Source organism: Dactylosporangium sp. NPDC000244, assembly GCF_040300725.1.
In the GTDB taxonomy this organism is placed as follows: domain Bacteria; phylum Actinomycetota; class Actinomycetes; order Mycobacteriales; family Micromonosporaceae; genus Dactylosporangium.
In genome coordinates, this window is record NZ_JBEPEH010000058.1 from 52,635 (window position 1) to 75,964 (window position 23,330).

General features: G+C 74.6%; 22 protein-coding genes and 1 pseudogene. 8 read left to right on the forward strand and 15 right to left on the reverse strand.

All coding sequences use genetic code 11. From position 1 onward, the window contains the following. The 3 genes from ABT369_RS51785 to ABT369_RS51795 form a co-directional block, all read right to left on the reverse strand. A complete protein-coding gene (locus ABT369_RS51785) occupies positions 1-492 on the reverse strand; it encodes a hypothetical protein (RefSeq protein ID WP_350624996.1) in 492 nt (163 codons plus the stop codon). Between the two features lies 1 nt (position 493). Further along, complete coding sequence (locus ABT369_RS51790) at positions 494-1,408, reverse strand: ParA family protein (RefSeq protein ID WP_350624998.1); 915 nt, start codon at positions 1,406-1,408, stop codon at positions 494-496. Positions 1,409-1,840: 432 nt separating this feature from the next. Further along, positions 1,841-3,109 carry a coiled-coil domain-containing protein gene (locus ABT369_RS51795; RefSeq protein WP_350625000.1) on the reverse strand — a complete coding sequence of 423 codons (1,269 nt, stop codon included), beginning with the start codon at positions 3,107-3,109 and terminating at the stop codon, positions 1,841-1,843. Positions 3,110-3,846: 737 nt separating this feature from the next. On the opposite strand from ABT369_RS51795, the gene ABT369_RS51800 reads away from it, so the two are divergent. Then, a complete protein-coding gene (locus ABT369_RS51800; RefSeq protein ID WP_350625002.1) occupies positions 3,847-4,482 on the forward strand; it encodes a DUF1707 domain-containing protein in 636 nt (211 codons plus the stop codon). A gap of 249 nt (positions 4,483-4,731) precedes the next feature. Next, the gene (locus ABT369_RS51805; RefSeq protein ID WP_350625004.1) at positions 4,732-5,391 is read left to right on the forward strand and encodes an SIMPL domain-containing protein; all 660 of its coding nucleotides are present in this window, start codon (positions 4,732-4,734) and stop codon (positions 5,389-5,391) included. Positions 5,392-5,656: 265 nt separating this feature from the next. Here the strand turns inward: ABT369_RS51805 and ABT369_RS51810 are convergent, their stop codons facing one another. The 10 genes from ABT369_RS51810 to ABT369_RS51855 form a co-directional block, all read right to left on the reverse strand. Next, positions 5,657-6,508 carry a siderophore-interacting protein gene (locus ABT369_RS51810; protein WP_350625006.1) on the reverse strand — a complete coding sequence of 284 codons (852 nt, stop codon included), beginning with the start codon at positions 6,506-6,508 and terminating at the stop codon, positions 5,657-5,659. 352 nt (positions 6,509-6,860) lie between these two features. Beyond that, the gene (gene trxA / locus ABT369_RS51815) at positions 6,861-7,178 is read right to left on the reverse strand and encodes a thioredoxin (RefSeq protein WP_350625008.1); all 318 of its coding nucleotides are present in this window, start codon (positions 7,176-7,178) and stop codon (positions 6,861-6,863) included. Beyond that, positions 7,175-7,540, reverse strand: coding sequence for a MerR family transcriptional regulator (locus tag ABT369_RS51820; RefSeq protein ID WP_350625010.1), 366 nt, complete (start codon positions 7,538-7,540; stop codon positions 7,175-7,177). Before ABT369_RS51820 ends, trxA begins: the two co-directional genes overlap by 4 nt. 57 nt (positions 7,541-7,597) lie before the next feature. After that, the gene (locus tag ABT369_RS51825; RefSeq protein WP_350625012.1) at positions 7,598-8,011 is read right to left on the reverse strand and encodes an XRE family transcriptional regulator; all 414 of its coding nucleotides are present in this window, start codon (positions 8,009-8,011) and stop codon (positions 7,598-7,600) included. An 89-nt stretch (positions 8,012-8,100) separates the two neighbouring features. After that, positions 8,101-9,165 (reverse strand): MAB_1171c family putative transporter, encoded by a 1,065-nt coding sequence (locus ABT369_RS51830; RefSeq protein WP_350625014.1) that lies wholly within the window; start codon positions 9,163-9,165, stop codon positions 8,101-8,103. Beyond that, complete coding sequence (locus ABT369_RS51835) at positions 9,152-9,646, reverse strand: hypothetical protein (RefSeq protein ID WP_350625016.1); 495 nt, start codon at positions 9,644-9,646, stop codon at positions 9,152-9,154. Before ABT369_RS51835 ends, ABT369_RS51830 begins: the two co-directional genes overlap by 14 nt. Before the next feature lie 41 nt (positions 9,647-9,687). Next, positions 9,688-10,329: a hypothetical protein gene (locus ABT369_RS51840; RefSeq protein ID WP_350625018.1), complete on the reverse strand. Its 642-nt coding sequence runs from the start codon at positions 10,327-10,329 to the stop codon at positions 9,688-9,690. A 78-nt stretch (positions 10,330-10,407) separates the two neighbouring features. Further along, positions 10,408-11,928, reverse strand: a complete 1,521-nt coding sequence (locus ABT369_RS51845) for an FAD-dependent monooxygenase (RefSeq protein WP_350625020.1) — start codon at positions 11,926-11,928, stop codon at positions 10,408-10,410. Positions 11,929-12,008: 80 nt separating this feature from the next. Beyond that, positions 12,009-14,798, reverse strand: coding sequence for an ATP-binding protein (locus ABT369_RS51850; RefSeq protein ID WP_350625022.1), 2,790 nt, complete (start codon positions 14,796-14,798; stop codon positions 12,009-12,011). Further along, positions 14,795-16,774: an anthranilate synthase family protein gene (locus ABT369_RS51855; protein WP_350625024.1), complete on the reverse strand. Its 1,980-nt coding sequence runs from the start codon at positions 16,772-16,774 to the stop codon at positions 14,795-14,797. The genes ABT369_RS51850 and ABT369_RS51855 overlap by 4 nt, the downstream gene beginning before the upstream one ends. A gap of 90 nt (positions 16,775-16,864) precedes the next feature. Between ABT369_RS51855 and ABT369_RS51860 the strand changes: the two genes are divergently transcribed. From ABT369_RS51860 to ABT369_RS51885, 6 genes are read left to right on the forward strand one after another with little or no spacing between them, the layout of a single operon-like run. Beyond that, positions 16,865-17,674 (forward strand): 2-amino-3,7-dideoxy-D-threo-hept-6-ulosonate synthase, encoded by an 810-nt coding sequence (locus tag ABT369_RS51860; RefSeq protein WP_350625026.1) that lies wholly within the window; start codon positions 16,865-16,867, stop codon positions 17,672-17,674. 14 nt (positions 17,675-17,688) lie between these two features. Beyond that, positions 17,689-18,789, forward strand: coding sequence for a 3-dehydroquinate synthase II family protein (locus ABT369_RS51865; protein WP_350625028.1), 1,101 nt, complete (start codon positions 17,689-17,691; stop codon positions 18,787-18,789). A 5-nt stretch (positions 18,790-18,794) separates the two neighbouring features. Then, positions 18,795-19,535: an amidohydrolase family protein gene (locus ABT369_RS51870; RefSeq protein ID WP_350625042.1), complete on the forward strand. Its 741-nt coding sequence runs from the start codon at positions 18,795-18,797 to the stop codon at positions 19,533-19,535. Continuing rightward, positions 19,532-20,797, forward strand: coding sequence for a phenylacetate--CoA ligase family protein (locus ABT369_RS51875; RefSeq protein WP_350625030.1), 1,266 nt, complete (start codon positions 19,532-19,534; stop codon positions 20,795-20,797). Before ABT369_RS51870 ends, ABT369_RS51875 begins: the two co-directional genes overlap by 4 nt. After that, entirely contained in the window at positions 20,778-21,755 is a 978-nt protein-coding gene (locus tag ABT369_RS51880) for an FAD-dependent monooxygenase (protein ID WP_350625032.1), read from the forward strand. The genes ABT369_RS51875 and ABT369_RS51880 overlap by 20 nt, the downstream gene beginning before the upstream one ends. Beyond that, complete coding sequence (locus tag ABT369_RS51885) at positions 21,752-22,375, forward strand: isochorismatase family protein (protein ID WP_350625034.1); 624 nt, start codon at positions 21,752-21,754, stop codon at positions 22,373-22,375. Before ABT369_RS51880 ends, ABT369_RS51885 begins: the two co-directional genes overlap by 4 nt. On the opposite strand, the gene ABT369_RS51890 is transcribed toward ABT369_RS51885, so the two are convergent. Continuing rightward, on the reverse strand, positions 22,372-23,037 hold the full coding sequence (locus tag ABT369_RS51890; RefSeq protein WP_350625036.1) for a class F sortase: 666 nt from the start codon (positions 23,035-23,037) through the stop codon (positions 22,372-22,374). The two genes, ABT369_RS51885 and ABT369_RS51890, sit on opposite strands and share 4 nt — an antisense overlap. Before the next feature lie 2 nt (positions 23,038-23,039). After that, positions 23,040-23,330: pseudogene (locus ABT369_RS51895) on the reverse strand (hypothetical protein); the annotation flags it as partial.

Sequence of the window (23,330 nt, forward strand, 5' to 3'; positions counted from 1 at the left end):
TTAGCGGTCCCAGCTGCCGGAGAAGACCGACGCGGGGCGGTTGAGCAGGCCCGCCGTGCCCGCGGCGATGTTCTTGCGCAGCTGGGCCTTGGACTTGGCGCCCTTCGACGTCACCGGCGGGCCGATGCGGTCGGCGAGCTCGCGCATCAGGGGGAGCGAGAGCTCCTTGTCGCGGCCGATGAGGTACCGCTCGACGGCGTCCTCCTCGGTGAGCGCCTTGATGTCCGCGATGATCGCGTCGAGGTCGACGGCGGAGCGGGCCGGCTTCGCCGTCGCGCGCGCGGGCGCCGCCGTTTCGCCGCCCGCCCGCTCACCCTCCGCGTTCGCACGGACGGGTGCCGTGCGCAGGGCGGCCACGGTGCCGTCGGTGTCGCGGAACTCGACGTGGGCGCGGCCCTCGGCCAGGGCCGCCAGCTGCTCCTCGGTCAGGGCGCCGAGGAGCCGGCCGATCTCGTTGAGCGCGAGGGCGGCCAGCTTGGGGGATTGGGTCACGTCACAACCTCTCGAACATCTTGAGCAGCTCGTCGACGCAGTCGTGCAGGTTCGTGCGCACCTCGGGTGCCACGCCGCCCGCCATGATCGTGGGCACCCCGTGCCGGCCCGACGCCGCGTACGCGTTGCTGCGGTCCCGGATGAGCGTGTCGAACACCGGCACGCCGAGCGCCTTCACCTCGTTGATGAACTGGGCCTGCACGTCGATGGGGCTGCCGTTGTACCACTGCACCATCGTGAACAGCACGGCCACGCGCGGCATGCGCATCGGCGGCGCCTCCGCCGGCGCGGCCTCGCGGTGCTGGTTGAACGCCTTGGTCAGCTCCAGGAGCCGCTGGCCCATGACCTGGATCGCCTCGGTGGACAGGAAATCGGGCCGGGCGGGCATGAGCAGCATGTCGGCGGCGACCGTCGCCATCTTCGTGGTGAGCGAGAACGCGGGCGCGCAGTCGACGAGCACGACGTCGTACTTCGAGAACGCCGGATCGCTCAGATCCTCCGCGAGCCGCCGGTGCAGGGCGACAAACTTCGACGGCTTGATCTGACCGGAGTTGTCCACGGAGCCCGGAATGAGGCTCTCGGAGTTGATGATGAGGGGATCCGACGGTACGAGCTCGAGCCAGCCGCCCTGCTTGCCGATCAGCGCGTTGCACCGCGGCGGGCTGAACACGAGATCGGCGAGCACCTGCGCGCGGCCCTTGTCCGGCGCGCGGAACCACGCGCCGACGGTCTGCAGCTTCGACAGGAACAGCTGCGACTCGTCGACGGTGAAGAACGACTTGGTGAGGCTCGCCTGCGGGTCGAGGTCGATCATGAGAACCTTGAGACCGCGCGCGGCGAGTCCGGCGCCGAGATTGGCGGTAATCGTCGTCTTGCCCACGCCGCCCTTGTTGTTGACGACGGCCACGATCCTCACGCCCACCACCTCCGCGAGTCCCACACCACGCTGGACGGTAGAGGAATCGCCGCGCCATCGGCACCGGCGCGCGTACGCGTTCGCGGCGGCCGTTCGACGCCCCCGCGCGAGCCATGAAGCCGATGCATTCCGGCTCCTGCCGCGCCGCGCCGCGCCGCGCCGTTCCCGGCCCGCGCCGTTCCCGGCCCGCGCCGTTCCCGGCCCGCGCCGTTCCCGGCCCGCGCCGTTCCCGGCCCGCGCCGTTCCCGGCCCAGCTCGCCGCGCTGTGCCCGGCCACGGGACGAACTGAGCTGATGCTCCGTCAGGCGAAAAATACGGATATTTCGGGTGCGCAGCACCCGACCGGGGGATCGCGCGGCGACTCCGCCGTGAGCGGCGAACGGCCGCCGCGATGTGTCGCGGCGGCCGTTCGGGAAGTGCGGAACAGCGTTGTCAGGCCTGCTCGGGGGCCGTCTCCTCGCGGCGGGCGTCCTGAGCCGAGGCGCTGTCCGGCTGCGTCGGGAGCTGCTCGGGGATCTGGCGGGCCGGCACCTTCGGGTATTCGCCGGTGTCGCCGCCACCGCCGGCCGCCGCGGCCATGACCGCCGCCGCGGCGAGGTCGGCCACGCGCTTCGCCTCGCGCTGGACGCGCGCCCGGACCTCCTTGGCGTGCCGCTCGGCCGAGTCCGCGGCCTGGCGGGCGTGCTCGAGGCGGGTCAGCTCGCTGGTGAGGCTCTGCTTGGTCTCGCCCAGGCGCTGCTGGAGCGTCGTCACCTCGCGGCCGAGCTCCGTCGACTCACGGCGGGCGTCGGCCAGCTTGGTCTGGGTCGACTCCAGCTCGGTCTGCAGCTGCGTGAGGGCCTTCTGGCGAGCCTGGATGTCCTGCTGTACCGCCGCCAGCTGCTGCTGATGGCGAGCGTTCTCCTCCTCGGAGCGCTTGCGCAGGTCCGCGGCGAACTTCTGCGCGTCCGCGTGCAGGGCCGCGTTCTTCTGGTCCGAGGCCTGGCGCTGCTGGGTCAGGTCACGCTCGGTGCTCTGGCGCTGCTCGGTGAGCTCGCGGTCGCAGGCGGCCTTGAGCTCCTCGATCTCGCGCTGCGCCGCGGCCTTCCACTGCGCCAGCTCCTGCTGGGCCTGCGCCCGGCCGGCCTTGACCTCGGCGAGCACCTGCTGCCGCGCGGCCTCGGCCAGGGCGTCGGCCTCGGAGCGCGTCTTCTCCATGTGCTCGACGCTCTGCTCGTGGATGCGCTTGGCCTCGGCCTCGGAGCGCTCGCGCGCGCCCTCACCGTCGGCGATGAGCTTCTCGGCGCGCTCCTTGGCCTCGGCGAGCGCCTTCTCGGCGTTCGCCTGGTGCTCGGCGGCCTTCTGCTCGGTGTTGTCGATGATCACGCCGGCCTGCTTCTCGGCCAGCGCGAGGATCTGGTCGACCATCGGGCCGAGGTGGCGGAAGGAGGCGCGGTCGACCCGGGCCGGCCGCTGCTTCACCTCGACCAGCTCCGCCTGCAGCTGCTTGAGCTGTGCGGTCAGGTCCTGCACCTGGTTGCTCAGATCCTGGGCCTGCCCGGCCGCGCGCTTGCGGTCGTTCGTGAGGCTCGCGATCTGCCGGTCGAGCTGGTTGAGGTACTGGTCGACCTGGCGCTTGTCGTAGCCCCGGACCTGTTGCGTGAAATTGGGCCGCGCCGCGTCGCCCTCGCGCTGCGTCAACAGATCCCCGCCATGGGTCATGAATCGATCCTCCATACGATCGGGAAGCTTGACGCCGCCGCTCACGGACGGTGGCACACGGCCCGCCAGCACATCCAAAACGCTACCGAGCCCCTTGCGCAAGTCTTCGGTTTGCGAAGAGGTTGTTTCGGGCAGGATACGCGTCGAGACCGTTTTATCCCGAATTTTCCGGACGTGTCGCGACCACAGTGGACAATCGGTCACTCATACGGCACCGAACGTCGCTCCCGCCGACCCGGACTCGCCCGCCTGACGCCCAACTCACACCCGCACGGCCGATACTCACACCCGCACGGCCGGCTCGCGTGACACCCGAATCGTGACCGCACGTCGACCCGCGGCCGCCCGCTCGTCGCCGCGACCGGGCCCACCGGGGGACACGCGTGATGGCCGTTGGGCGACGCGGCATCGGCACCCGCTCGCCTGTTCGGCACCCACCACGCGTCCACTCGGCCGACGCACGTGATGGCCGACCGGCCGATCACGCCACCCACGACCCGCGCACAACCGAGCACCCGGCGCGCAAAGACGCGCAGTGGACGTGCGCGACACGACCTCACGACACGCGCGCACGGACGCACGCGACCGCGGAGCGGAGTCGTGCGGAGCGGAGTCGTGCGGCAGTGCGGGTCGTGGCCGGGTTCGGGCCGATCGAGTCGGGGCGTGGGCGCGTGGCGTGGCCGAGGCGGCGCGATCCGGGTCCCGCGATGGTGTGCGTACGGCCTACGCTGTTCGCCATGGCCGATCTGCCCGAGCGCATCGACCCGCGGCAACTGCGAGCCTCGGACGCCGACCGCGAGCGTGTCGCCGAGGTGCTGCGCACCGCGGCCGCCGAGGGGCGGCTCGACCTGGACGAGGTCGATGAGCGGTTGCATGCGGTGTACGCGGCCCGCACGTACGCCGATCTCGAGCCCGTCGTCCGCGACCTGCCCACCGCCGGGTCCGCCCCGCTGCCGATGATGGACGGCGTGCCGCCCCGCCCCGGCGAGGTGCCCGCGACCGGTTCGGCCGTGGCGGTCATGAGCGGCTTCACCCGCCGCGGCGCCTGGGTGGTGCCGAAGGTGTTCACGTGCTTCGCGTTCTGGGGCGGCGGTACGGTCGACCTACGCGAGGCCCGCATGCTCCACGGCGAGGTGAAGATCCGCGCGTTCGCCCTCATGGGCGGCGTGAACGTCATCGTGCCGCAGGACGCCGAGGTGCACGTGACCGGCAGCGGGTTCATGGGCGGCTTCGGGCACGACGCGTCCGGCCCGGGGCGCCACGGCGCCCCGCGGATCACCGTCACCGGGTTCGCGATGTGGGGCGGCGTGGGCGTCGAGCGGCGCAAGCGCAAGCGGCGCTCCCTCGAAGAGGGCCAGGGCGCCGGCTCGTAACCCGCGCGACGTGGAGCCGTCGGTCGTCCTCGCTGCCGGGCGGCGGCGTCGAGCGGCGCAAGCGCAAGCGGCGCTCGTTCGAAGCGGGCCAGGGCGCCGGCTCGTAACCGGGCGGGGCAGGCGAACCCCGGCGCCGCCGCTGGACACCCGGCTGCGGAAGGATTCCCCGAGGCGCCTGAGGACCCCCGTGCCGGCGAAATGCCGACGCGCTGGGAAGGTGGGCGGCGCGCGGCTCCTACGCTGTGCGGCATGACGACGGTTGCGGTGCGAGGCGAGTCCGTGCGCGAGGTTGATCCCGAAATCGCCGAGTTCACGGTGGTGGTGTCGGCGCGTGATCGGGACCGGGACACGACGCTCGGGCGGCTGCGGGAGCGCGCCGATGGTCTTCGGCAGCTCGTCGAGCGCTTCGGCGAAGCCGTCGAAAAGCGAGAAACCTCAGGCCTTCACGTGTACCCGGAGAGCTCGGGCAAACGCGGGGAGCGCGTCTCGGCGTACAACGGCAGCGTCTCGACCACGGTCCGCATCCGCGACTTCGCGGCGCTCGGGGAGATCATGCTCGCCGTCGCCGGGCAGGAGCAGGCTCAGGTGCACGGGCCGGTCTGGTCGGTGCGGCCGGACAGCCCGGTGCACAAGGACGCGCGGCGGTCGGCGGTCGAGAATGCGATCGCGCGGGCCCGCGAATACGCGGAGGCGCTCGGCGCCGAGGTGATCGAGCTCGTCGAGCTGGCCGACCCCGGCCTCGGGCGCGCCGAGGGGGTGCAGCCGTTCTCGCAGGGGTACGGCGGCGGCCTGCTGCGCAGCAAGTCGAGCGGTGGCGGCGGGTACGCGGACCTGCAGCTGGACCCCGAACGCCAGCGCGTGACGGCCACGGTCGAGGCGCGGTTCACCATCACGGCGCCGGTGCTGTGACCGGACCCCGAAACCGGGCTCGGGAGTCGCCACCGGCACCGCTCGCGGCGCCGTAGCGCGGGCACTGCCGGCGTCGCGAGCCAGCGCCCGCTCGTGGCTCGCGGCTCGTGGCTCGCGGCTCGCGGCTCGCGGCTCGCGACTCGCGGCTCCGCGACTCGCGGCGTGCGGGCGCTGCCGGCGTCGGAGCGCGTCGCGGCGCCTGCCCGGAGCCGGTGCTGGGCGGTGGAAGGGTGAAGGGCGGGAAGGGCTGGGTGCGGGGGAGAGGCTAGGAGAAGGCCGGCTCCTGTTCGGCCTCGATCTGGGCGTTCCACGCGCGTTTCGAGGCCTGCCAGCCGTCCTCGTCGTGGCCCATGCGCCAGTACCCCGACACGGACATGCGTTCGCGGGGGAGGGAGCGGTCGATACGGAGGTACCGTCGCAGCTCCTTCACGAACGACGCCTCCCCGTGCACGAAGGCGTGCACCGCCTCCGGGCCGGCGCCGGTGGGCCACGGCAGCGCGAGCACGGCCGGCACCAGCGCCGAGCCGATCGGGCCGGTGCCGCGGTCCAGCCACGTGATGCCGGGGATGTCCTGCCGGTCCTGCGGGTTCCCGAGCTCGACGAACGCGGTGCAGGTGGCGCCGGCCGGGACGCGGGGCAGGGCGGCGGCGATCGCGGGCAGGGCGCTCTCGTCGCCGGCGAGGAGGTGCCAGGTGGCGGCGGGGTCGGGCGAGTATGCGCCGCCGGGGCCGCCGAAGTGCAGCTCGTCGCCGGGGCGGGCGTTGACCGCCCACTGCGCGGCCAGCCCGCTGTCGCCGTGCAGCACGAAGTCGAGCGTGAGTTCGCGGGTGGCCGGGTTCCACTCGCGTACGGTGTACGTCCGCGTGACCGGCCACAGCTCCCGCGGCATCGACGCGCGGGCGTCCACCGGGTCGAACGGCTGCGGATAGTCCACGCCGGGGCGCGGGAACATCAGCTTGACGTAGTGGTCGGTGTGCTCTCCCGCGGCGAACCGGGCCAGCCCGTCGCCGCCGAGCACGACGCGGTGCATGTTCGGGGTCAGGCGCTCGGCGCGCACGACCCGGCCGGTGTGGGACACGGGGGCGGGCCGCGGTGGCCCGGGCGGAAGGACGGACACAGTGCAAAGGGTAGTCTGCCCTTACCGCCCCGCCACCTGTGATTCGGCTCCGGCCGAAGGCCGCCGCTCACAGATGCCACCGCGGATCACCGCCAAGCTCGGTGCCGGAAGCCGCCGTCGGAGGCCGCCCGCCGAAGGTTGCGGCAGGCAGCCGCTCACGGGAAGCCGCCCGCCGAAGCACCCGAAGCACCGGAAGCGCTCGAGGCACCGGAAGCGCTCGAAGCGCCAGAAGAAGCCAAAGAAGCCGATGCCCGCACGAAGCGGGCGCGCCGTGGAATCCGACAAATCCGGCGCCGGGGTATAAATCCGATAAGTCGTGGCGCGGAGCGCCCGACTTATCGCCCGCAACACCTCACAGCGCCGAGTCCAGCTGTTCGCGCAGCTTCGCCTTGGGCCGCGCGCCCACGTGCCACGACACCAGCTCCCCCGAGCGGAACACCGCCAGCGTGGGCATGGACAGCACCCCGTAGGCGCGAGCCGTGACCGGGTTCTCGTCGGCGTTGAGCTTCACGATGCGGACCCGCCCCGAGTACTCGGTCGACAGCTCCTCCAGCATCGGCGCGATCCGATGGCACGGCGGGCACCACTCGGCCCAGAAGTCCACGAGCACGGGCACGTCGCTGGACAGTACCTCGGCGGCGAACGTCTTGTCGGTGACCTCGATCGTCATGCGGGCTCCTCCTCGGCAGTGGCCTGCGCCAGCTCGCGCTCCACCACGCCGCGTACCGCCTGCAGGCGCGCGATGCACCCGTCCAGGTCGGCGAGCTTGCGGCCCAGCACCTCGATCGAGCCCGGGCACTCGGCGCCCGAGGCGCGGCCCGAGCGCAGGCACTCCACGAAGGGGCGCGTGTCCTCGAGGTTGAAGCCGATCTCCAGCAGCGAGCGGATCTCGCGCACCAGGCGCAGGTCGGACTCGTCGTACTCGCGGTAGCCGTTGGTGGTGCGCCGCGCGGCGATGAGGCCGTGCTGCTCGTAGTAGCGCAGGGCGCGCGTGCTGGTGCCCGCCTGTTCCGCCAACTCGCCGATCCGCATGGAGGTCACGCTAAACGTTGACGCCTGCGTCAACGCTAGTCCGACGCGAGTCCGACGTTAGTCAGAGTCGCTCAGGCCCTCGATCCGGCGCGCGTGCTCGATCATGCCGTGGATGGCCTCCAGGCTGGGCCCGGACAGGCCCGCGGCCCGCAGGGCGACCGAGCGCACCGCGCTGTCGCGCAGCACCGCCAGCAGGTCGAGCTGGTCCTCGATGCGCCGGACGGTGGCCGGGTCGTCGTCGAGGAAGTAGGCGGCGTTGACGCCGAAGAACTCGGCGAGCGCCTCCAGGTGCCGCTTGGTCGGGTTGTCGCGGGCGCCCTTGCGTAACTGCCACACGTATGTGTGCGAGATCATGACGCCGCGCTCGCGGATGGCGGCGGCCACCTCCTCGTAGGTGTACTCGCCGCGTCCGGCCGGGTGGACCGTGCGGAACAGGCGGTCCAGCTTGGCCGCGAGTGTCGGCTCACTCATCGCATCAACCCTTGACAATCCCGCCGGTTGGATGGAAATGTCCATCATAAGCTCAGATTTACGGGCACCGTGCACCCATCAACTCAGGTTTACGAGGCGCTGGGGACATCGGGGGGATCGTTGTGGCCGGGTCGCCGGATCGGCGCCAACTCGGGGGTGGTCACAACGCTTCCAGTCCGCAGGAGCGCACGCGCCTGCTCCACCAGGCTCGTGTCGGCGTCCGGGGGTGCCTGCTGAGCTTGCCCCAGCTCCCACTGCGCGTCGCGGATCTCGATGATCCGGCGGTAGAGGCGCAGGTCCACGCCCCGGACCGTGAGCAGGTCGGCGAGGCGGGACGGGGGATCGCCGAGCACGACGTGCGGGACGGCCGCCACCGACGCCGCCCACAGGGGACGCAGCCGCCGCAGGGCCGCGTAGTGCGCCAGCCACCGCTGGAGCCCGCCGATCGCCGGCAGGGCCGCGCCCGAGGCGAACAGCAGCAGCATCGCGGCCAGGATCACCCGCGACAGGCTCTCCGCGCCCGGGCCGTTCATCACGTCGCTGCCCAGGGCGTTGCTCACCTGGAACGCGACCCGGTTGGCGATGAACAGCAGCCCGACCAGCGCCCCGCCGGTCAGCAGCCGCAGCCCGGCGCGCATGGTGCCGCGCTCGGCCCGCCCGGCCGCGGGGTGGAACAGGGCCAGGCAGCACGCGAGGCCGACGAGCAGGCCGAACTGGGTCAGCACGCCGTAGGCGGTGACCAGCGGCGTGCCGGCGTGCTCGGCCACGAAGTCGCCGCGGGCGGGGCTGCGCGGCACCAGCACGAACAGCACCGCCATGGTCACGCCGGTCGCGGCGAGCAGCGCATAGGCCCAGCGGCGCAGCCGGGGACGGTCGGCGACCGGCCCGGGCATGAGGCTGGTGACGTGGACCATCGCGGCCGACGCGGCGACGGTCGCCAGATTCTTCAGCGGTACCGATACGTCGGCCACATGCAGCAGCCGGTCCGTGGCGAACGAGATCTCCCGCCGGTTGAACGTGAACGAGAGCGCGGCGAGCAGGACCACCAGCCGGACGGCCCGGCCCCGCGGTGGCTGCGGCGTCGCGAAGCGCCAGACGGTGAACGCCCAGAGCGAGCCCAGCACCAGGAACTCGAGGGTGTCAGCGAAGGCCACGGCCCGGACCCGGGATGAGCGCCTCCTGCAGGCCCTGCAGGAGCGGGTCGCCGGTGCGCGGGGCGGTACCGCCGCGCAGCACCCGGCCGCTGATCATCGTCGCGATCATCTCGGCCACCTGCTCCTGCGGCGCCGAGTAGGTCGAGCGCAGCAGCACCCGCGCGACGGTCGCCGGGTCCAGGTCCGGCAGCACGAGACCGGGCGCCCTGTGGTCGCAGAGGATGTGCCCGATCTCGTGCAGGATGATGTGCCGGCGGTGCAGCGGGTCGGCCCCGGCCGCGTAGAAGATGTGGTCGGCCCGCTCGGTCGCGAGCCACAGCCCGCACGGTGAGCCGGACGGTGCGGGCTGTGGATGCAGGTGCAGGTCGCGGCCGCGGCGCGCGGCGATGTAGGACAGGAACACGGACAGGTCGAAGGGCTCCGGCACCTCGATGTCCGCGATCAGCCGCCGGCACTGCCGTTCGAGCCGCCGCAGTCGCACCCCGCCAGCCTAGGCCCTGCCCGCGAGAAGGTGAAAAGTGCTCAGGCGGCCCGGCGCAGGTGCTCGGTCAGCTGGCTCGCCGCCCGTACCGCCGCCATCTTCCCGTTGCGGATCAGCATCAGGTCCTCGACGGCGCACGCGGGCGGAGTGTGCCCGAGCGTCGCGGCGAGCTGCGGGTTGGCCCGCGACCACTTCGACAGCGACTCGCACACCTCGGCCTCGAGCGCGAGCGGCGAGAGCGGGCCCGCGGTGCCCACGGCGTCGAGCATGCGCTCGCGGTGCGTCCAGTAGGACCAGACCTTGGCCTCGTCGAGCAGCTGGGCGACGGCGTCGGTGCGCCGGTAGTGCAGCGCGAGCTGGATCGAGTCGGTGCGGCCGTCGTCGATGAACGCGTCGATCATCGGGTGCCGGGCGTGCGCGCCGGCGACCTCGTAGAACGTGCTGCGGCTGCCGTTGGGCGCGGCCGCCTCGACGATGCTCTTCCAGGTCAGCGGGGCGCCGGGCGCGGCGGCGACGAGGCTCGCGACCGCGCGGAAGTACACGGTCTTGGTCCGCCAGTGGCTGCGCTTGGCCGTCGGGTTGGCCGACAGGCGCTTGTGCCACCGGCTCACGACGGTGTCGCGGAGAGCCTTGCCGAAGTCCGGGGAACCCGTCAGCGGCGGTGCCAGGGTCGTCATGCTCATCGGCTCTGTCCTGCCTGTCGGTGGTGGGCTGGGCGCTATCGAGCGTCGCCTCCGGAGGCCCCCGCGGGCATCACGTATTCACGTGGTCTTGCCGCTGACCAGGTCCAGGACCGCGTCCCAGTCGGCCGGCACGGTGTCGGCGCACCACGCCACGTGCCCGTCCGGGCGGACCAGGGCGAGCGGGCGGTCCCAGCCGGCGCGCACGCTCGCGTCGGCGACGGGCAGGTGGGTGACGGGGATGCCGCGGCCGTTGGCGGCGGCGGCGAGCGGGGCGCCGGCCGCCTCCCCGGTGAGGTCGACGAGCGTGAGCGCCCGGCCGAACCGGTCGGCGAGCGCCTCGCCACCGTCGAGGCGCAGGTCCGGGGCCCGGCCGCCGGGGCGGATCGTGCCGCCCAGGCCGCTCGCGCCGCTGTGCCACACCACGGCCGAGGTCGCGTGCCGGGCGGGCAGGGCGCGGGCGTCGGGGCGGTGCGCCTCCTGCCGCAGCAGCCCGGCGAGCAGCTCGGGGGCGGCCCCGGCCGCGCTGAGCCGGCCGAACCGGCGCCGGGTCTCCAGCGAGCGGGCCAGCAGCTCCCGGTCGAGCAGGGCGACCGGCCGCCGCTCGGCCTCGTAGCTGGCCAGCAGGGCCGGGCCGCCCCAGCCGTTGATCTCGGCGGCCAGCTTCCAGCCCAGGTCGGCGGCGTCGGCGAGGCTGGTGTCGGCGAGCTCGCCGGCCGGGTGGAAGCGGTGCGCGGCCTCGCCGGCCAGGAACACCGGGCCCCGCCGGTACGCCGCGGCGACGGCCAGGGCGTCGTCCCACTGGGCCACGCCGAGGATCTCGGCCACCTCCAGGCCGCTGCCGAGCCGCGAGCGCAGCATCGCGACCGGGTCGGTGGTGACCGGCTCGTCGGCGCCGACCGGCAGGTGGGCCACCCAGCTGTCGCCGTCGCCGCGGGACACGCTGGTCACGCCGCCGACGACCACGGCGACGGGGTGGCCGTCCTTGGCGGGCAGGCGGGGGTCGGTGCTGCGGAAGAACACCGAGCAGTGCCGGGCGGGGCTGCCGAGGCTCTCCATCGGCACCTCCACGCAGCGCCGGACCGTGCTCTGCGCGCCGTCGCAGCCCACCAGGTGCCGCGCCGCGATCGTGTGCCGCACGCCCGCGTGCACGTCGAGCACCGTGGCGACGGCGCCGTCGGGCTCGACGCGCAGGCCGGTGAAGGTCCAGCCCTCGCGCAGGTCGACGAGGGGGTGCCCGCGCAGCTCGTCGCGCAGGCGCCGGGCGAGGTCGGCGGCCGGGACGCGATGGTCGGGCCCGCCGCCGGACGCGGCGCCGGGGGAGGAGACGAGCACCGGGTCGTCGTCGAGGCCGGTGCGCCACTCGACGTCCTCGGACTCGGGCGCCTCCGCGTAGCGCTCGACCACCGTGTCGAGGCCGAGCCGGCGTAACAGGCCCATGGCGTGCCCGGTCAGCCGGTCGACGCCGGGGTGGCGGGGCGGGGCCACGGCCCGCTCCACGACCAGGCAGGGCACGTTGTGGTGGGCGAGCTCCAGCGCGAGGACCGCGCCGGTCGGGCCCGCCCCGACCACGAGAACCTGTGCGCTCGACGGCGTCGTCACCGGTGTTCCCCCATCGCTCGGCCACGGCGACGCCTTCGTCGCCAATGGTCATGCTCGGGCCCGGTGGGTGCCCCCGTACATCACGTGTTCAAGCGATCCCGGTTCACGAGGTTGGCCAGCTCGACCCGGCCGCGCAGGTCGAGCTTGGTGAAGATCTTGCGCAGGTGGCTGTCGACGGTGTGCCGGGACAGGTGCAGCGCGCTGGCGACCTGGCGGTTCGTGAGCCCGAGGGCGACCTGCAGGGCCACGTTCTGCTCGGCCGGGGTGAGCTGGTGCAGCGGGGAGCCGGGGCGGAACCCGGGCCGCTCGGTGGGGGCCTTGGGGCCGCCGAGGCTGAACTCGAGGCGGCGGCGGGCGCGCTCGGCCCGGCAGTCGGTGACGATGGCGATGGCCTCGGCGGCCCAGGCGCGGCCCTGCTGGTCGTCGGCGGTGTTGAGGGCGGCGTCCTCGAGGGCCCCGGCGAGGGCGAGGCGGCGCGGGGTGCGGCGGAAGCGCTCGACGGCGCCGCGCAGCAGCCAGGGGTCGCCGGTGAGCACGCCCTCGGCGTGGTCGGCCGCGGCGGCGAGGGAGAGCTGGCGCGGGTTGCGGGCGACGAGGGCCCGGGCCGCGGCGACCACGGTGCGGGCGCGGGGCAGGTCGCCGGCGCGGACCGCCAGGTGCACGAGGGCCGGGGCGGTGGACGGGTCCTGCGCGATGAGCACCGGCCGCGCGGGCAGCGCGTCGATCAGGCCGGTCAGCGCGGCCAGGGCCGCCTCGGGGCCGGCGATCGCCTCCTGCAGGACGCCCTCGGGCCAGTACATGTCCTCGGGGGCCGCGGTGATCCCGGCCGCCATCCGCCGGTGCATGTGCGCGAGGTGGGCCTGGGCCTGGGGCAGGTCGCCCTGCAGGACGGCGAGCCGGGTGAGCTGGCCCAGCAGCGGCACGGCCAGGGCGTAGGCGGTGAGGTTGAGCGCGATGGCCACGCCGGCCTCGGCCTCGGCCACGGCGTCGTCGAGGCGGCCGCGGGCGGTGAGCAGGGCCCCGTGGTAGTAGTGCCACAGCGGCGTGGACCAGGCGGTGCCGAGGCGCTCGGACTCGCGGCGGCCGCGGCGGTAGGTCTCCTCGGCCTCGTCGAAGCGGTCGAGGCAGGCCTGGGCGTCGCCGAGCCAGATCCGCGGGTGGCGGTGGGCGGCGTCGCCGCGCACCTGGTCGGCGATGCCGGTCGCGCGCTCGGCGTGGCCGAAGGCGTCGTCCAGGCGGCCCTCGGCCTGGGCCACGAGGCTGCGGCCGGTGAGCCCGAACACCGAGGCGGCGTACTCCCCGGTGGTCAGCCCCGCCGCCGTCGCCGCCTCGCCGTCCGCGTCGGCCCCGGGCAGGTCGCCGGAGTAGAAGCGGGCGTGGGCGCGGATGGCGTGCAGCTTCGCCGCGACCGAGCCGGGCACGGCGGGCACGGCGAGGCCCTGGTCGGCCCACTCCACCGCGACCCGGTTGTGCCCGGCGTGCTTGAACGCCTCGGCCAGCCCGAACTTGAGCATGGCGTCGGTGCGCGGGTCGAGCCCGGCCCGCAGCGCGGTCTCGCCCAGGTCCTGCGCCCGCTCGAGCCGACCGGCCGAGGCGAGCAGCGTGACGGCGTCCGCGACGAGCGGCACCCGGGCGGTGTCGTGCTCGCCGATCACCCGCAGCGCGTGCTCGATCAGGTCGGCGGCGGTGCTGGGCGCGGCCGGGGCGACCTCGAGCGCGGCCTCGTGCAGGATCGTGACGGCCTCGCGGCGGCCGGAGCGGCCGGTCTTGAGCAGGTGCTCGGCCACCTCGACCGGCGGGCGGCCCTCCTCGCGGGCGATCACGGCGGCCTGGCGGTGCAGCATGGTCGCGACGGCGGGGTTCAGCGTGCCGTACACCGCCAGCCGCACCAGGTCGTGCACGAACTCGAGCTCGTCGCCGTTGTTGACCAGCACCCGGGCGTCGAGCGCCTCCTTGACCTGCTTGACCAGCGGGCCGGGGCGCACCTCGAGCAGTTCGGCGACCGCCTCGATCCCGAACGGCCGGCCGAACACCGCCGCCGCCTGCAGCAGCTCCTGGGCCTCGCTGGACAGCCCGTGCAGCATCTGGTCGACGATCGTGATGAAGCTCGACGGCAGCTCCTCGCCGACGACGGTCCCGATCCCGTCGGTCACCACCAGCTGCCCGGTCATGTGCAGCGTCCGGACCAGCTGCTCGATCTGCAGCGGGTTGCCGTCGCAGCCGCCGGCCAGGGCGAGCACCGTGTTGTCCACGTCGGCGCCGACGACCTGGGCGCACAGCCGGCGCACGGCGTCGTCGTCGAGCGTGCCGAGGGTGAGCTGCTCGTGCCCGTCGCGCACGAGGCGCTCCATGAGCTGCTGCCCGGGCGTGCCGGACGGGGCCGGGCGGTGCGCGAACACCCAGCGCACGGGGGAGGAGGCCAGGGCCGGGACGAGCTCGGCGACGGCCAGGGCGGACAGCTCGTCCATCCACTGGGCGTCGTCGATCGCGATCACCAGGGGCCGCTGGGCCGCGTAGTCCTCCAGCGCGGCGCCGAGCCGCTCCAGGGTGCGGTACTGCGCGTCGTCCTCCTCGCGCAGCCAGCCGATCGCGGGCTCGGCCGGCCGCAGCTGCTGCAGCGTCCCCGCGACGGTGATCAGCGGGGCCGCGCGGTCGAGCTCGAACGCGGCGCGGGCCGCGACCGAGACCCCGCGCGCCTGCGCGCACAGGATCGAGGCCCGGACCAGGTGAGACTTGCCGATGCCGGCCGAGCCGGTCACGATCGTGCACCCGCCGATGCCGTCGGCGGCGCCGGACACCGCTTTGCGCAGGACGGCGAGCTCCCGATCGCGCCCGAATGTCCCCGCGGCCGGTGCAGTCAGCGAAATCACCCCAAATTGTCAGACGTCTCAGCGGCGCTCGGTTCGGTTATCGTGGCTGGCCTGCGGTGATTCTCTCGGTACTCGATGATCGACTTGAACAGCCATTCGGGGGAGCCGGACGAACCCGGACGGCATCCTCCGTCGGCCCGATATCGTGCTGCTCCCGGCCCGCCCGGCGGGGCGAGCAGGATTTCGGCCAGCAGGCGCCGCAGAATCGCCGGGCCGTGCTCGGTCAGCACCGATTCAACATGAAACTGTATTGACCGCGCTCGTGCCAATCGCATTGCGTGCACCGCCCCGGTCGCGGCATCCCGCAATATCCCAATTCGCTCCGGCCGGCCGTTACGCACGGTGGTTGCATGAATAGCATTCATTCGATGCCTCGGTGCCCCTTCGGCGGGTCCGCACACGGCGACGAAGGTGTTGTAGAAGCCGACCCGCCCGAATCCGGGCACCCGCCGGGGCTCGCCCTGGGCCGGCCGGGCGAGCCGCCGGATCGGCAGGCCGAGCTCGTCGGCGAGAACCTGGTGGCCGAGGCAGACGGCGAGGGTCGGGGTCCGCTCGGCCAGCAGCCGCCCGGCGATCTCGTGCAGCCGGTCGATGCGCGGGTCGTCGCGGTCGCGGGGGTCACCGGGGCCGGGGCCGAGCACGACCGCATCGTAGCCGTCACGCAGCGTCGGCCGGACGTCCACGCGCAGCCCGAGCGTCTCGGTGAGCCGGGCCAGCATCGCGGTGAAGTCGTCCTCGTTGTCGATGATCAGCACCCGGCCGGACAGCGGGCGCAGCCGCACCGGCCGGCCGAGCCAGAACGGGGACAGGCCGGCGTTGCGACGGCGCAGGGCGCGCTCGAGGGCGGGGAGCTTCGGCGCTGCCGCTGCCGCCCGCTCTCCCGCCAGCGCCCCCAGCAGCGCCGCGGCCTTCGCCCGGGTCTCGGCCGCCTCCGCCGCCGGGTCGCCGTGGCGCACCAGCGTCGCCCCGACGCCGATGGTCACGGACCCGTCCGGCCCGATCTCCGCGGTGCGGATGATCAGCGCCGAGTCCAGCGCGCCCGGGGCGAGCAGCGCGATCGCCCCGCCGTAGTAGCCGCGCCCGGTGCCCTCGCGCGCCGCGACCACCCGGCACGCGGCGGCGATCGGGCTGCCGGTCACCGTCGGGGCGGGCATGGTCGCGCGCAGCACCTCGGCCGGCCCGAGCCCGGTGGGCCCGTCGATGATGTACTCGGTGTGCGCCAGCCGCGACATCGGCCGCAGCCAGGGCCCCCGCAGCCGGCCCCCGCCGTCGCAGATGCGGGCCATGGTCTTGAGCTCCTCGTCGGCGACCATGAACAGCTCCTCGGTCTCCTTGCGGTCGGCGAGGAACCGGCGCAGGCCTCGGGCGGTCGGGCCGCCGGGCGGGTAGCGGTAGGTGCCGCTGATCGGGTTCATCGCGGCGATCCCGCGCTCGAGGCGGGCCTGCGACTCCGGGGTGGCACCGAGCAGGGTGCGGCCGCGGCAGTGCAGCAGGAACGTCCAGTACGCCCCGCGCTCGGAGCGCAGCAGCCCGGCGAAGGCCGACAGCGCGGCGGCGGGCGTGAAGCCGGGGATACGCGCCCGGTAGGTGCGGCGGATCACGAAGTTGGAGCCCGTGCCGCCGCCGATGTCCTCCTCCACCACCCGCCGGACGACCTCCGCATACTCCGCGTCGTCCAGGTCGAACCGGCCGTCGAGCAGGCCCGGGGAGCACGAGGGCAGCAGCTCCAGCACCGAGGAGACCGGCAGGGAGGCGGACCAGGTCACGGCGAAGGCCAGCGGCGGGGCCCCGTCGTCGACGCAGGCCAGGCCGCGCTCGGCGATCGTGCGGTAGGGCAGCGCGGCCACCACCTCCGAGTCCACCGGGTCCGGGATCGAGGCGAGCGGGACCCCGACGCGGAGCTCCACCCGGTCGTCCCGGCACACGAGCGCGAAGGCCTCGGCTCCGGCGATACGCTGCAACCACGGATGCGTCATGCTCGTCACCGTCGCAGCGCGCAGGTGAGGGCGGCCACTACCCATTGAGGTAGTGGGGCGTGTACCGGCCCGGGCCTAGCGTCGGTAGGCGTGGCTCCCAATGACAGTTTCGCCCGCCGGGTCCGGCTGGACCGGTTGTACCGCAACGGATCCGGCGGCCTGCTCATCGTGCCGCTGGATCACCCGATCAGCGGCGCCCCGATCATCCACAGTGGACGATCGGGGGGTCTGGACCGGCTCGTCGGCGAGCTCGCCGCGGGCGGGGCCGACGCCGTGGTCCTGCACAAGGGCGCGCTGCGGCACGTGGCCGCCCACCGTTTCCGCGACCTCTCCCTGATCCTGCACCTGTCCGCCGGCACCGGCCTGTCCGCCGACCCCGACGCCAAGGTGCTCGTCGGCTCCGTCGAGGAGGCCCTGCACCTGGGGGCCGACGCGGTCAGCGTGCACGTCAACGCGGGCTCGCCGACCGAGCCGCGGCAGCTGGCCGACCTGGCCGCGGTCGCCGGCGACTGCGACCGGTGGGGCGTGCCGCTGCTGGCCATGGTCTACGCCCGCGGCCCCGGCATCGCCGACGGCCGCGCCCCGCGGCTCGTCGCGCACGCCGCCGCCATCGCCGCCGAGCTCGGCGCCGACCTGGTCAAGACGGCGCTGCCCCGCGACGCGCACGACCTCGCGGCGATCACCGAGGCCAGCCCGATCCCGGTGCTCGCGGCCGGTGGCGACGCCCTCGACAGCGCCGCCGCCCTGCAGCACCTCGCCGCCGCCATGCGGGCCGGGGCGGGCGGGGTCGCCGCGGGCCGCCTCGTCTTCAACGCCCCCGAGCCGCCCGCGATGGTGCGCCGGCTCGCCGCACTCGTGCATGACCGCACCTCGGACCGAACCCCCGCCCGAACCCGATGAGAAGGAGTACCCCCATGAAGCAGTGCTGGCTCGACATCCGGGCCGCCGAAGGGCTCAAGTCCGTCCTGTGCCAGGAGGCGATCCACCGGGGCTTCGACGCGATCGTCGCCGACGACCCGGCCGACCTCGCCGGGCTGCCGCCGACCGTGAGCCGGGTGCTGCTGCCCGGCAAGGAGCTGCCCGACTCGTTCGGCGACGCCGACCTGGTCGTCGTCGACCCGGCGCAGCACGGCGACCCCGGCCGGCTCGCGGCCCGCCACCCCGGCGTGCGCTTCGGCGCCCACGTCGACGTGACCGACGCCGACTCCCTGGCCGAGGCCTGCGCGAGCGTGACCCGCGACCCGGTCACCGTGCTGCGCTTCGCCGACCCGACGAACATCCCGCTCGAGATCGTGCTGGCCGCGGCGGCCGACGCGCACGGGCTCATCGTCACCACCGTCGAGCGGGCCGCGGACGCGCCCGTGTTCCTCGGCGTGCTCGAGCACGGCCCGGACGGGGTGATGCTGGCCCCGTCCGCGCCCGGCGAGGCGGGCCGGCTCAAGGACGCGGTCGAGCGGCGCTCCCCGGACCTGGAGCTCACCGAGCTGACCGTCACCGCGATCACCCACGCCGGGATGGGCGAGCGGGCCTGCGTCGACACGTGCACCTATCTCGCCCGCGACGAGGGCATCCTGGTCGGGTCGCGGGCCAAGGCGCTCGTGCTCTGCGTGAGCGAGACCCACCCGCTGCCGTACATGCCGACGCGCCCGTTCCGCGTCAACGCCGGCGCGATCATGTCGTACACGCTGGCGGACGGCGAGCACACGCGGTACCTCAGCGAACTGCGCGCGGGCGGCACCGTCCTGGCCGTCGGGGTCGACGGGCGCACCCGCCCGGTGGTCGTCGGCCGGGTGAAGATCGAGACGCGGCCGCTGCTGTCGATCGACGCCGTGGCCGAGGGCGGCGAGGCGGTCAACGTGATCGTCCAGGACGACTGGCACGTGCGCATCCTCGGGCCCGGCGGCGCGGTGCTGAACTCGACCGCGCTCAAGCCCGGCGACCGCATCGTCGGGTACCTGCCCCGGCGCGAGCGCCACGTCGGCTACCCCATCGACGAACTCTGCTACGAGCAGTGATCGCCATGTTCGACTTCCACGCGCGCCTGACCCCCGGCCCGGGCGCGGCCGAGGCCCTGCTGGGCGCCCTCGACGAGGCCGGGGTCGAGCGGGCGGCGGTCTGCGCCGGCGGGGTGGTCGGGCTCGACCGCCTCTCGGTGCAGATCGTCGACGGCGGGCGGAGCAAGGCCCTGGCCGACAACGAGGGGGTCCGGCGGGCGTGCGAGGCGTCCGGCGGGCGGCTGGTGCCGTTCTTCTTCGCCGACCCGTACCGCGACGCCGCCGGCTACGAGGCCGCGGCGCCGCGGTTCCGGGGCCTGGAGATCTCCCCGGCGGTGCACGGCTTCCGGCTCGACGACCCGCGGGTCGACGCGCTCGTGCGCATCGCCGCGCGGCACCGGCACCCGGTCTACGTGGTCTGCCTCGGCCGGGCCGGCACCCGCACCGAGGACCTCGTCGTCCTCGCCGGCCGGCACCCGGACGTCACGTTCGTCTCCGGCCACTGCGGGCACACCGGCCTGGACGCGGCCGGGCTCAGCCTCGTCGCGCCCCTGCCCAACATCGCCGTCGAGCTCTCCGGCTGCTTCACCGCCGTGGCCCGGCTCGCGGTACGCCGGCTGGGCGCGCACCGGGTGCTCTTCGGCACCGAGCACCCGCTGCAGCACCCGAGCGTCGAGGTCGCCAAGCTGCGCGCCCTCGGCCTGCCCCCGGACGAGCTCGCGCTGGTCTCCTTCGGCAACGCCGACCGGATCCTGGAGAACTCATGACGCTGCCCCAGATCGGCGACTGGCACGACTTCGCCGGCCTCGCCCGGCTCCAGCAGGAGCGGCTCCCCGCGGTGTACGCGGCGGCCGAGCGCTCCCCGTTCTACCGCGAGCGCGGCCTCGCGCCCCTGCCCGAGCAGCCGCTCACGACCAAGCAGGACCTCCGCGACGCGTACCCGTTCGGCCTGCTCGCCTGCGACCGCGCCGACATCGCCACCTACCACGAGTCCAGCGGCAGCAGCGGCGAGCCGACCGCGTCCTACTACACCGAGACCGACTGGCTCGACCTCGCCGAGCGCTTCGCGCGCAAGTGGACCGGCATCGCGCCCGACGACACGATGCTGGTCCGCACCCCGTACGCGCTGATGATCACCGGGCACCTCGCGCACGCGGCCGCCCGGCTGCGCGGCGCGACCGTGGTGCCGGCCGACAACCGCTCGCTGGCCACGCCCTACTCTCGGGTGGTACGCCTGCTGCACGACCTCGGCGTCACCCTCACCTGGTCGCTGCCGACGGACACGCTGCTGTGGGCCGCGGCCGCGCGCGTCGGCGGCTACCGCGACTTCCCGAGCCTGCGCGCGCTGTTCGTCGGCGGCGAGCCCGTCGGGCCCGCGCGCAAGGCCCGCATCGGGCGGGTGTGGAACGCGCCGGTCGTGGAGGAGTACGGCGCCACCGAGACCGGCAGCCTGGCCGGGGAGTGCGCGCACGGCACCATGCACCTGTGGGCCGACCGGGCCGTCTTCGAGGTGCAGGACCCGGACACGGGGGAGCTGCGGCCCGACGGGCGCGGCCGGCTGGTCGTGACGCCGCTCTTCCGCGACGCGATGCCCCTGCTGCGCTACGCCATCGAGGACGAGGTGGAGGTGTCGTACCGCGAGTGCCCCTGCGGCTGGCACCTCCCCGCGGTGCGCCTGCTCGGCCGCTTCGCCCGCGGCGGCCTGACCCAGCTGGGACTGGAGGAGCTCGTCTTCGGGCTGCCGGACGACTTCGGCGTCTGGTTCTGGCGCGCGCGGGTCGACGGCGACCGGCCCCGTCCCCGCCTCGGCGTGGAGATCGAGGTCGCCGACCGCTGGCGCACCGCCGCGACCGCGACCCTGACGGCGGCGCTGCGCACCGCGTACCCGCACGTCGAGCCGCTCGTCGTGCCCGTGCCGCCCGGCGGCCTGGTCCCGCACCGGCTGCTGACCGCGACCGCCGAGGTGATGAAGCCGCGCGGCCTGTTCGGCCCGGACGAGGACTGGGACCGTGCGCTGCGGTACTACTGAGCCGCTCATCGTCGGCGCCGGGATCGGCGGCCTGACGGCGGCCGTCGCCCTGGCCGCCCACGGCGTGCCCTGCGAGGTCGTCGAGCGTGCGCCCTCCCTGCCGGCGGCGGGCTACGGCATCCAGCTCCCGCCGAACGCGACGCGCATTCTCGCCGGCCTCGGCGTGGACCTGGACGCCGTATCCCTGCAGCCCTCGGCGCGCGAGATCCGCCGTTGGTCGGACGGCGCGCTGCTGGGCCGGATTCCGCTCGGCCCGGCCGTGCGGTCCCGCTACGGCTCCCCATATCTGACGCTGCGGCGGGCCGACCTGCTGCGGGCTCTCGCCGCGCGTGCCGGACGCATCCACTTCGGACAGACGCTGCGGCCGGCCTCGTTCGTCATCGGCGCCGACGGTCTGCACTCGACGGTCCGCGGCCTGCTGGACCCCGGCGGGCTGGTCGACGTCGGGTACACCGCCTACCGTGCGGTGCTCCCACAGGCCGGGTCATCGGTGGTGACGGTCTGGCTCGGCCCGGGTGCGCACGTCGTGGCCTATCCGATCCCCGGCGGGCTCAACCTCGTCGTCGTGGCCCGCCCGGGGGAGCGGTTCGGGGGCTGGCACGGGCCGGTGCGCGCGCTGGCGAAGGCGGCCACCCGGGGGTTCGCGCTGCGCACCCGCGCGCCACTGCCGGCCTGGCACCGGGACGGGGTCGTCGTCATCGGCGACGCGGCCCACCCGATGCCGCCCTTCCTCGCCCAGGGCGCGGCCCAGGCGATCGAGGACGCCGCGGCGCTGCCGTCCCACCTCGGCGACCTCGCCGGGTTCGAGGCGGCCCGCCGCCCGCGGGCCGAGCGCGTGGCCGCGGCGAGCGTGGCGGGCGGCCACGAGTACCACCTCCCCGACGGCGCCGAGCAGCGCCGCCGGGACGAGCGGATCGCGGCCTCCGGGCTGCCCGGACAGGATTGGTTGTACGCATGATGCCCGCCGTCGTCTCGTATCCGATGCCGTCGCCGCCCCGCCCGGGGCCGGCCCCGTGGCGGCCGGACCCGTCGCGCTGTGTGCTGCTGATCCACGACATGCAGCGGTACTTCGTCGACCGCTTCGACCCCGCCGTCCCGCCCGGCCGCGAGCTGCTGGCGAACGTCGCCCGGCTGCGCTCGGCGTGCACCGGCCTCGGCATCCCGATCCGGTACACCGCCCAGCCGGGCCGCATGACCCGGGCCGAACGCGGCCTGCTGCACGACGTGTGGGGCGAGGGCATGACCTCCGACGAGTCGAGCCGGGGCCTGGTCCTCGAGCCCGCGTCGCCCTCGGAGGTCGTGACGAAGTGGCGGTACAGCGCCTTCCACCGCACCCCGCTGCTGGACACGCTGCGGCGGCTGGGCCGCGACCAGCTTCTCGTGTGCGGCGTCTTCGCGCACCTGGGCTGCCTGCTGACCGCCGCCGACGCCTACGCGCACGACGTGGAGCCGTTCCTCGTCGCCGACGCCATGGCCGACTTCACCGCGGCCGACCACGCGATGGCCCTGGACTACGCGGCCCGCAGCTGCGCCGCCACTCCGACGACCGACGAGGTCCTGGGATCGTTGCAGTCCTAGGATCGTTCCAGCCGGGCGTAGACGAGGATGTTGCCGCGGTACTCGTGGCGGAGGCGGTCGAAGGTGCCGCCGCACGTCACGAGCCGCAGGGCCGGATAGTCGACCGGGCCGTAGACGGCATCCGTCGGGAAGTCGGTCTTCGGCACCTCCACCACCCGCTCGACCACGAAGACCGCCGCGGTGCCGTCGGCCCGGCGCACGGTCGCGGTGTCGCCGGGGCGCAGCTCGCGCAGCCGGTAGAACACGGCCGGGCCGTCGTGGGCGGTGTCCACGTGGCCGAGGAGCACCGCGGGCCCGACCTCGCCCGGGGTGCGCAGGTTCCGGTACCAGCCGGCGGGCGCGCCCGGCTTGAGCGGCGGCACCTCGACGGTGCCGTCCGGGTTGAGGCCGAGCGACATGAGCGCGGTGTCGATCCCGATCGCGGGGATCGTGAGCCGCACGGGTTCGGACGCTCCCAGCCCGTTCGTCCGTACCGCCGTCGCCGGCGCGGCCGAGCTCGCGATCGGGATCGGGTCCGGCATCGGGCCGGAGGCGGCGGGTGCGGCGGCCGGGCGCTCGGGCGGCGGGGGAGCGGGGGACGCCCCGATCACCAGCAGCGTGAGGCCGCCGGCCGCGAGCAGGCCGGTCAGGCCGTCGATCACCCGGCGCCGGGGCGGCCGCACGGTCAGCGCCGCCCGGTCGCCGGGCGCGGGCGGAAGACCACGAGCGCGGCCGCGGCCAGCAGCAGGACGATGCCCGCCCCGGCCAGGAGCGGGTTGCGCATGCCCAGGCCGTCGCCGCCGCCCGTGTGGGGCGCGCCGCTCGGGGCCGGGACCGTCGGGTTCCCGTTGCCGCTCAGGCCCGACGAGCCGTCGTTCGCGGCCGAGGCCGAGGCCGCGGCGGGGGGCCCCGCCCCCGGGGCCGCCGGGCGGGTCCCCCACGCGGGCCCGCCCGCCGGGCGGCGGGCGCGGGCGGA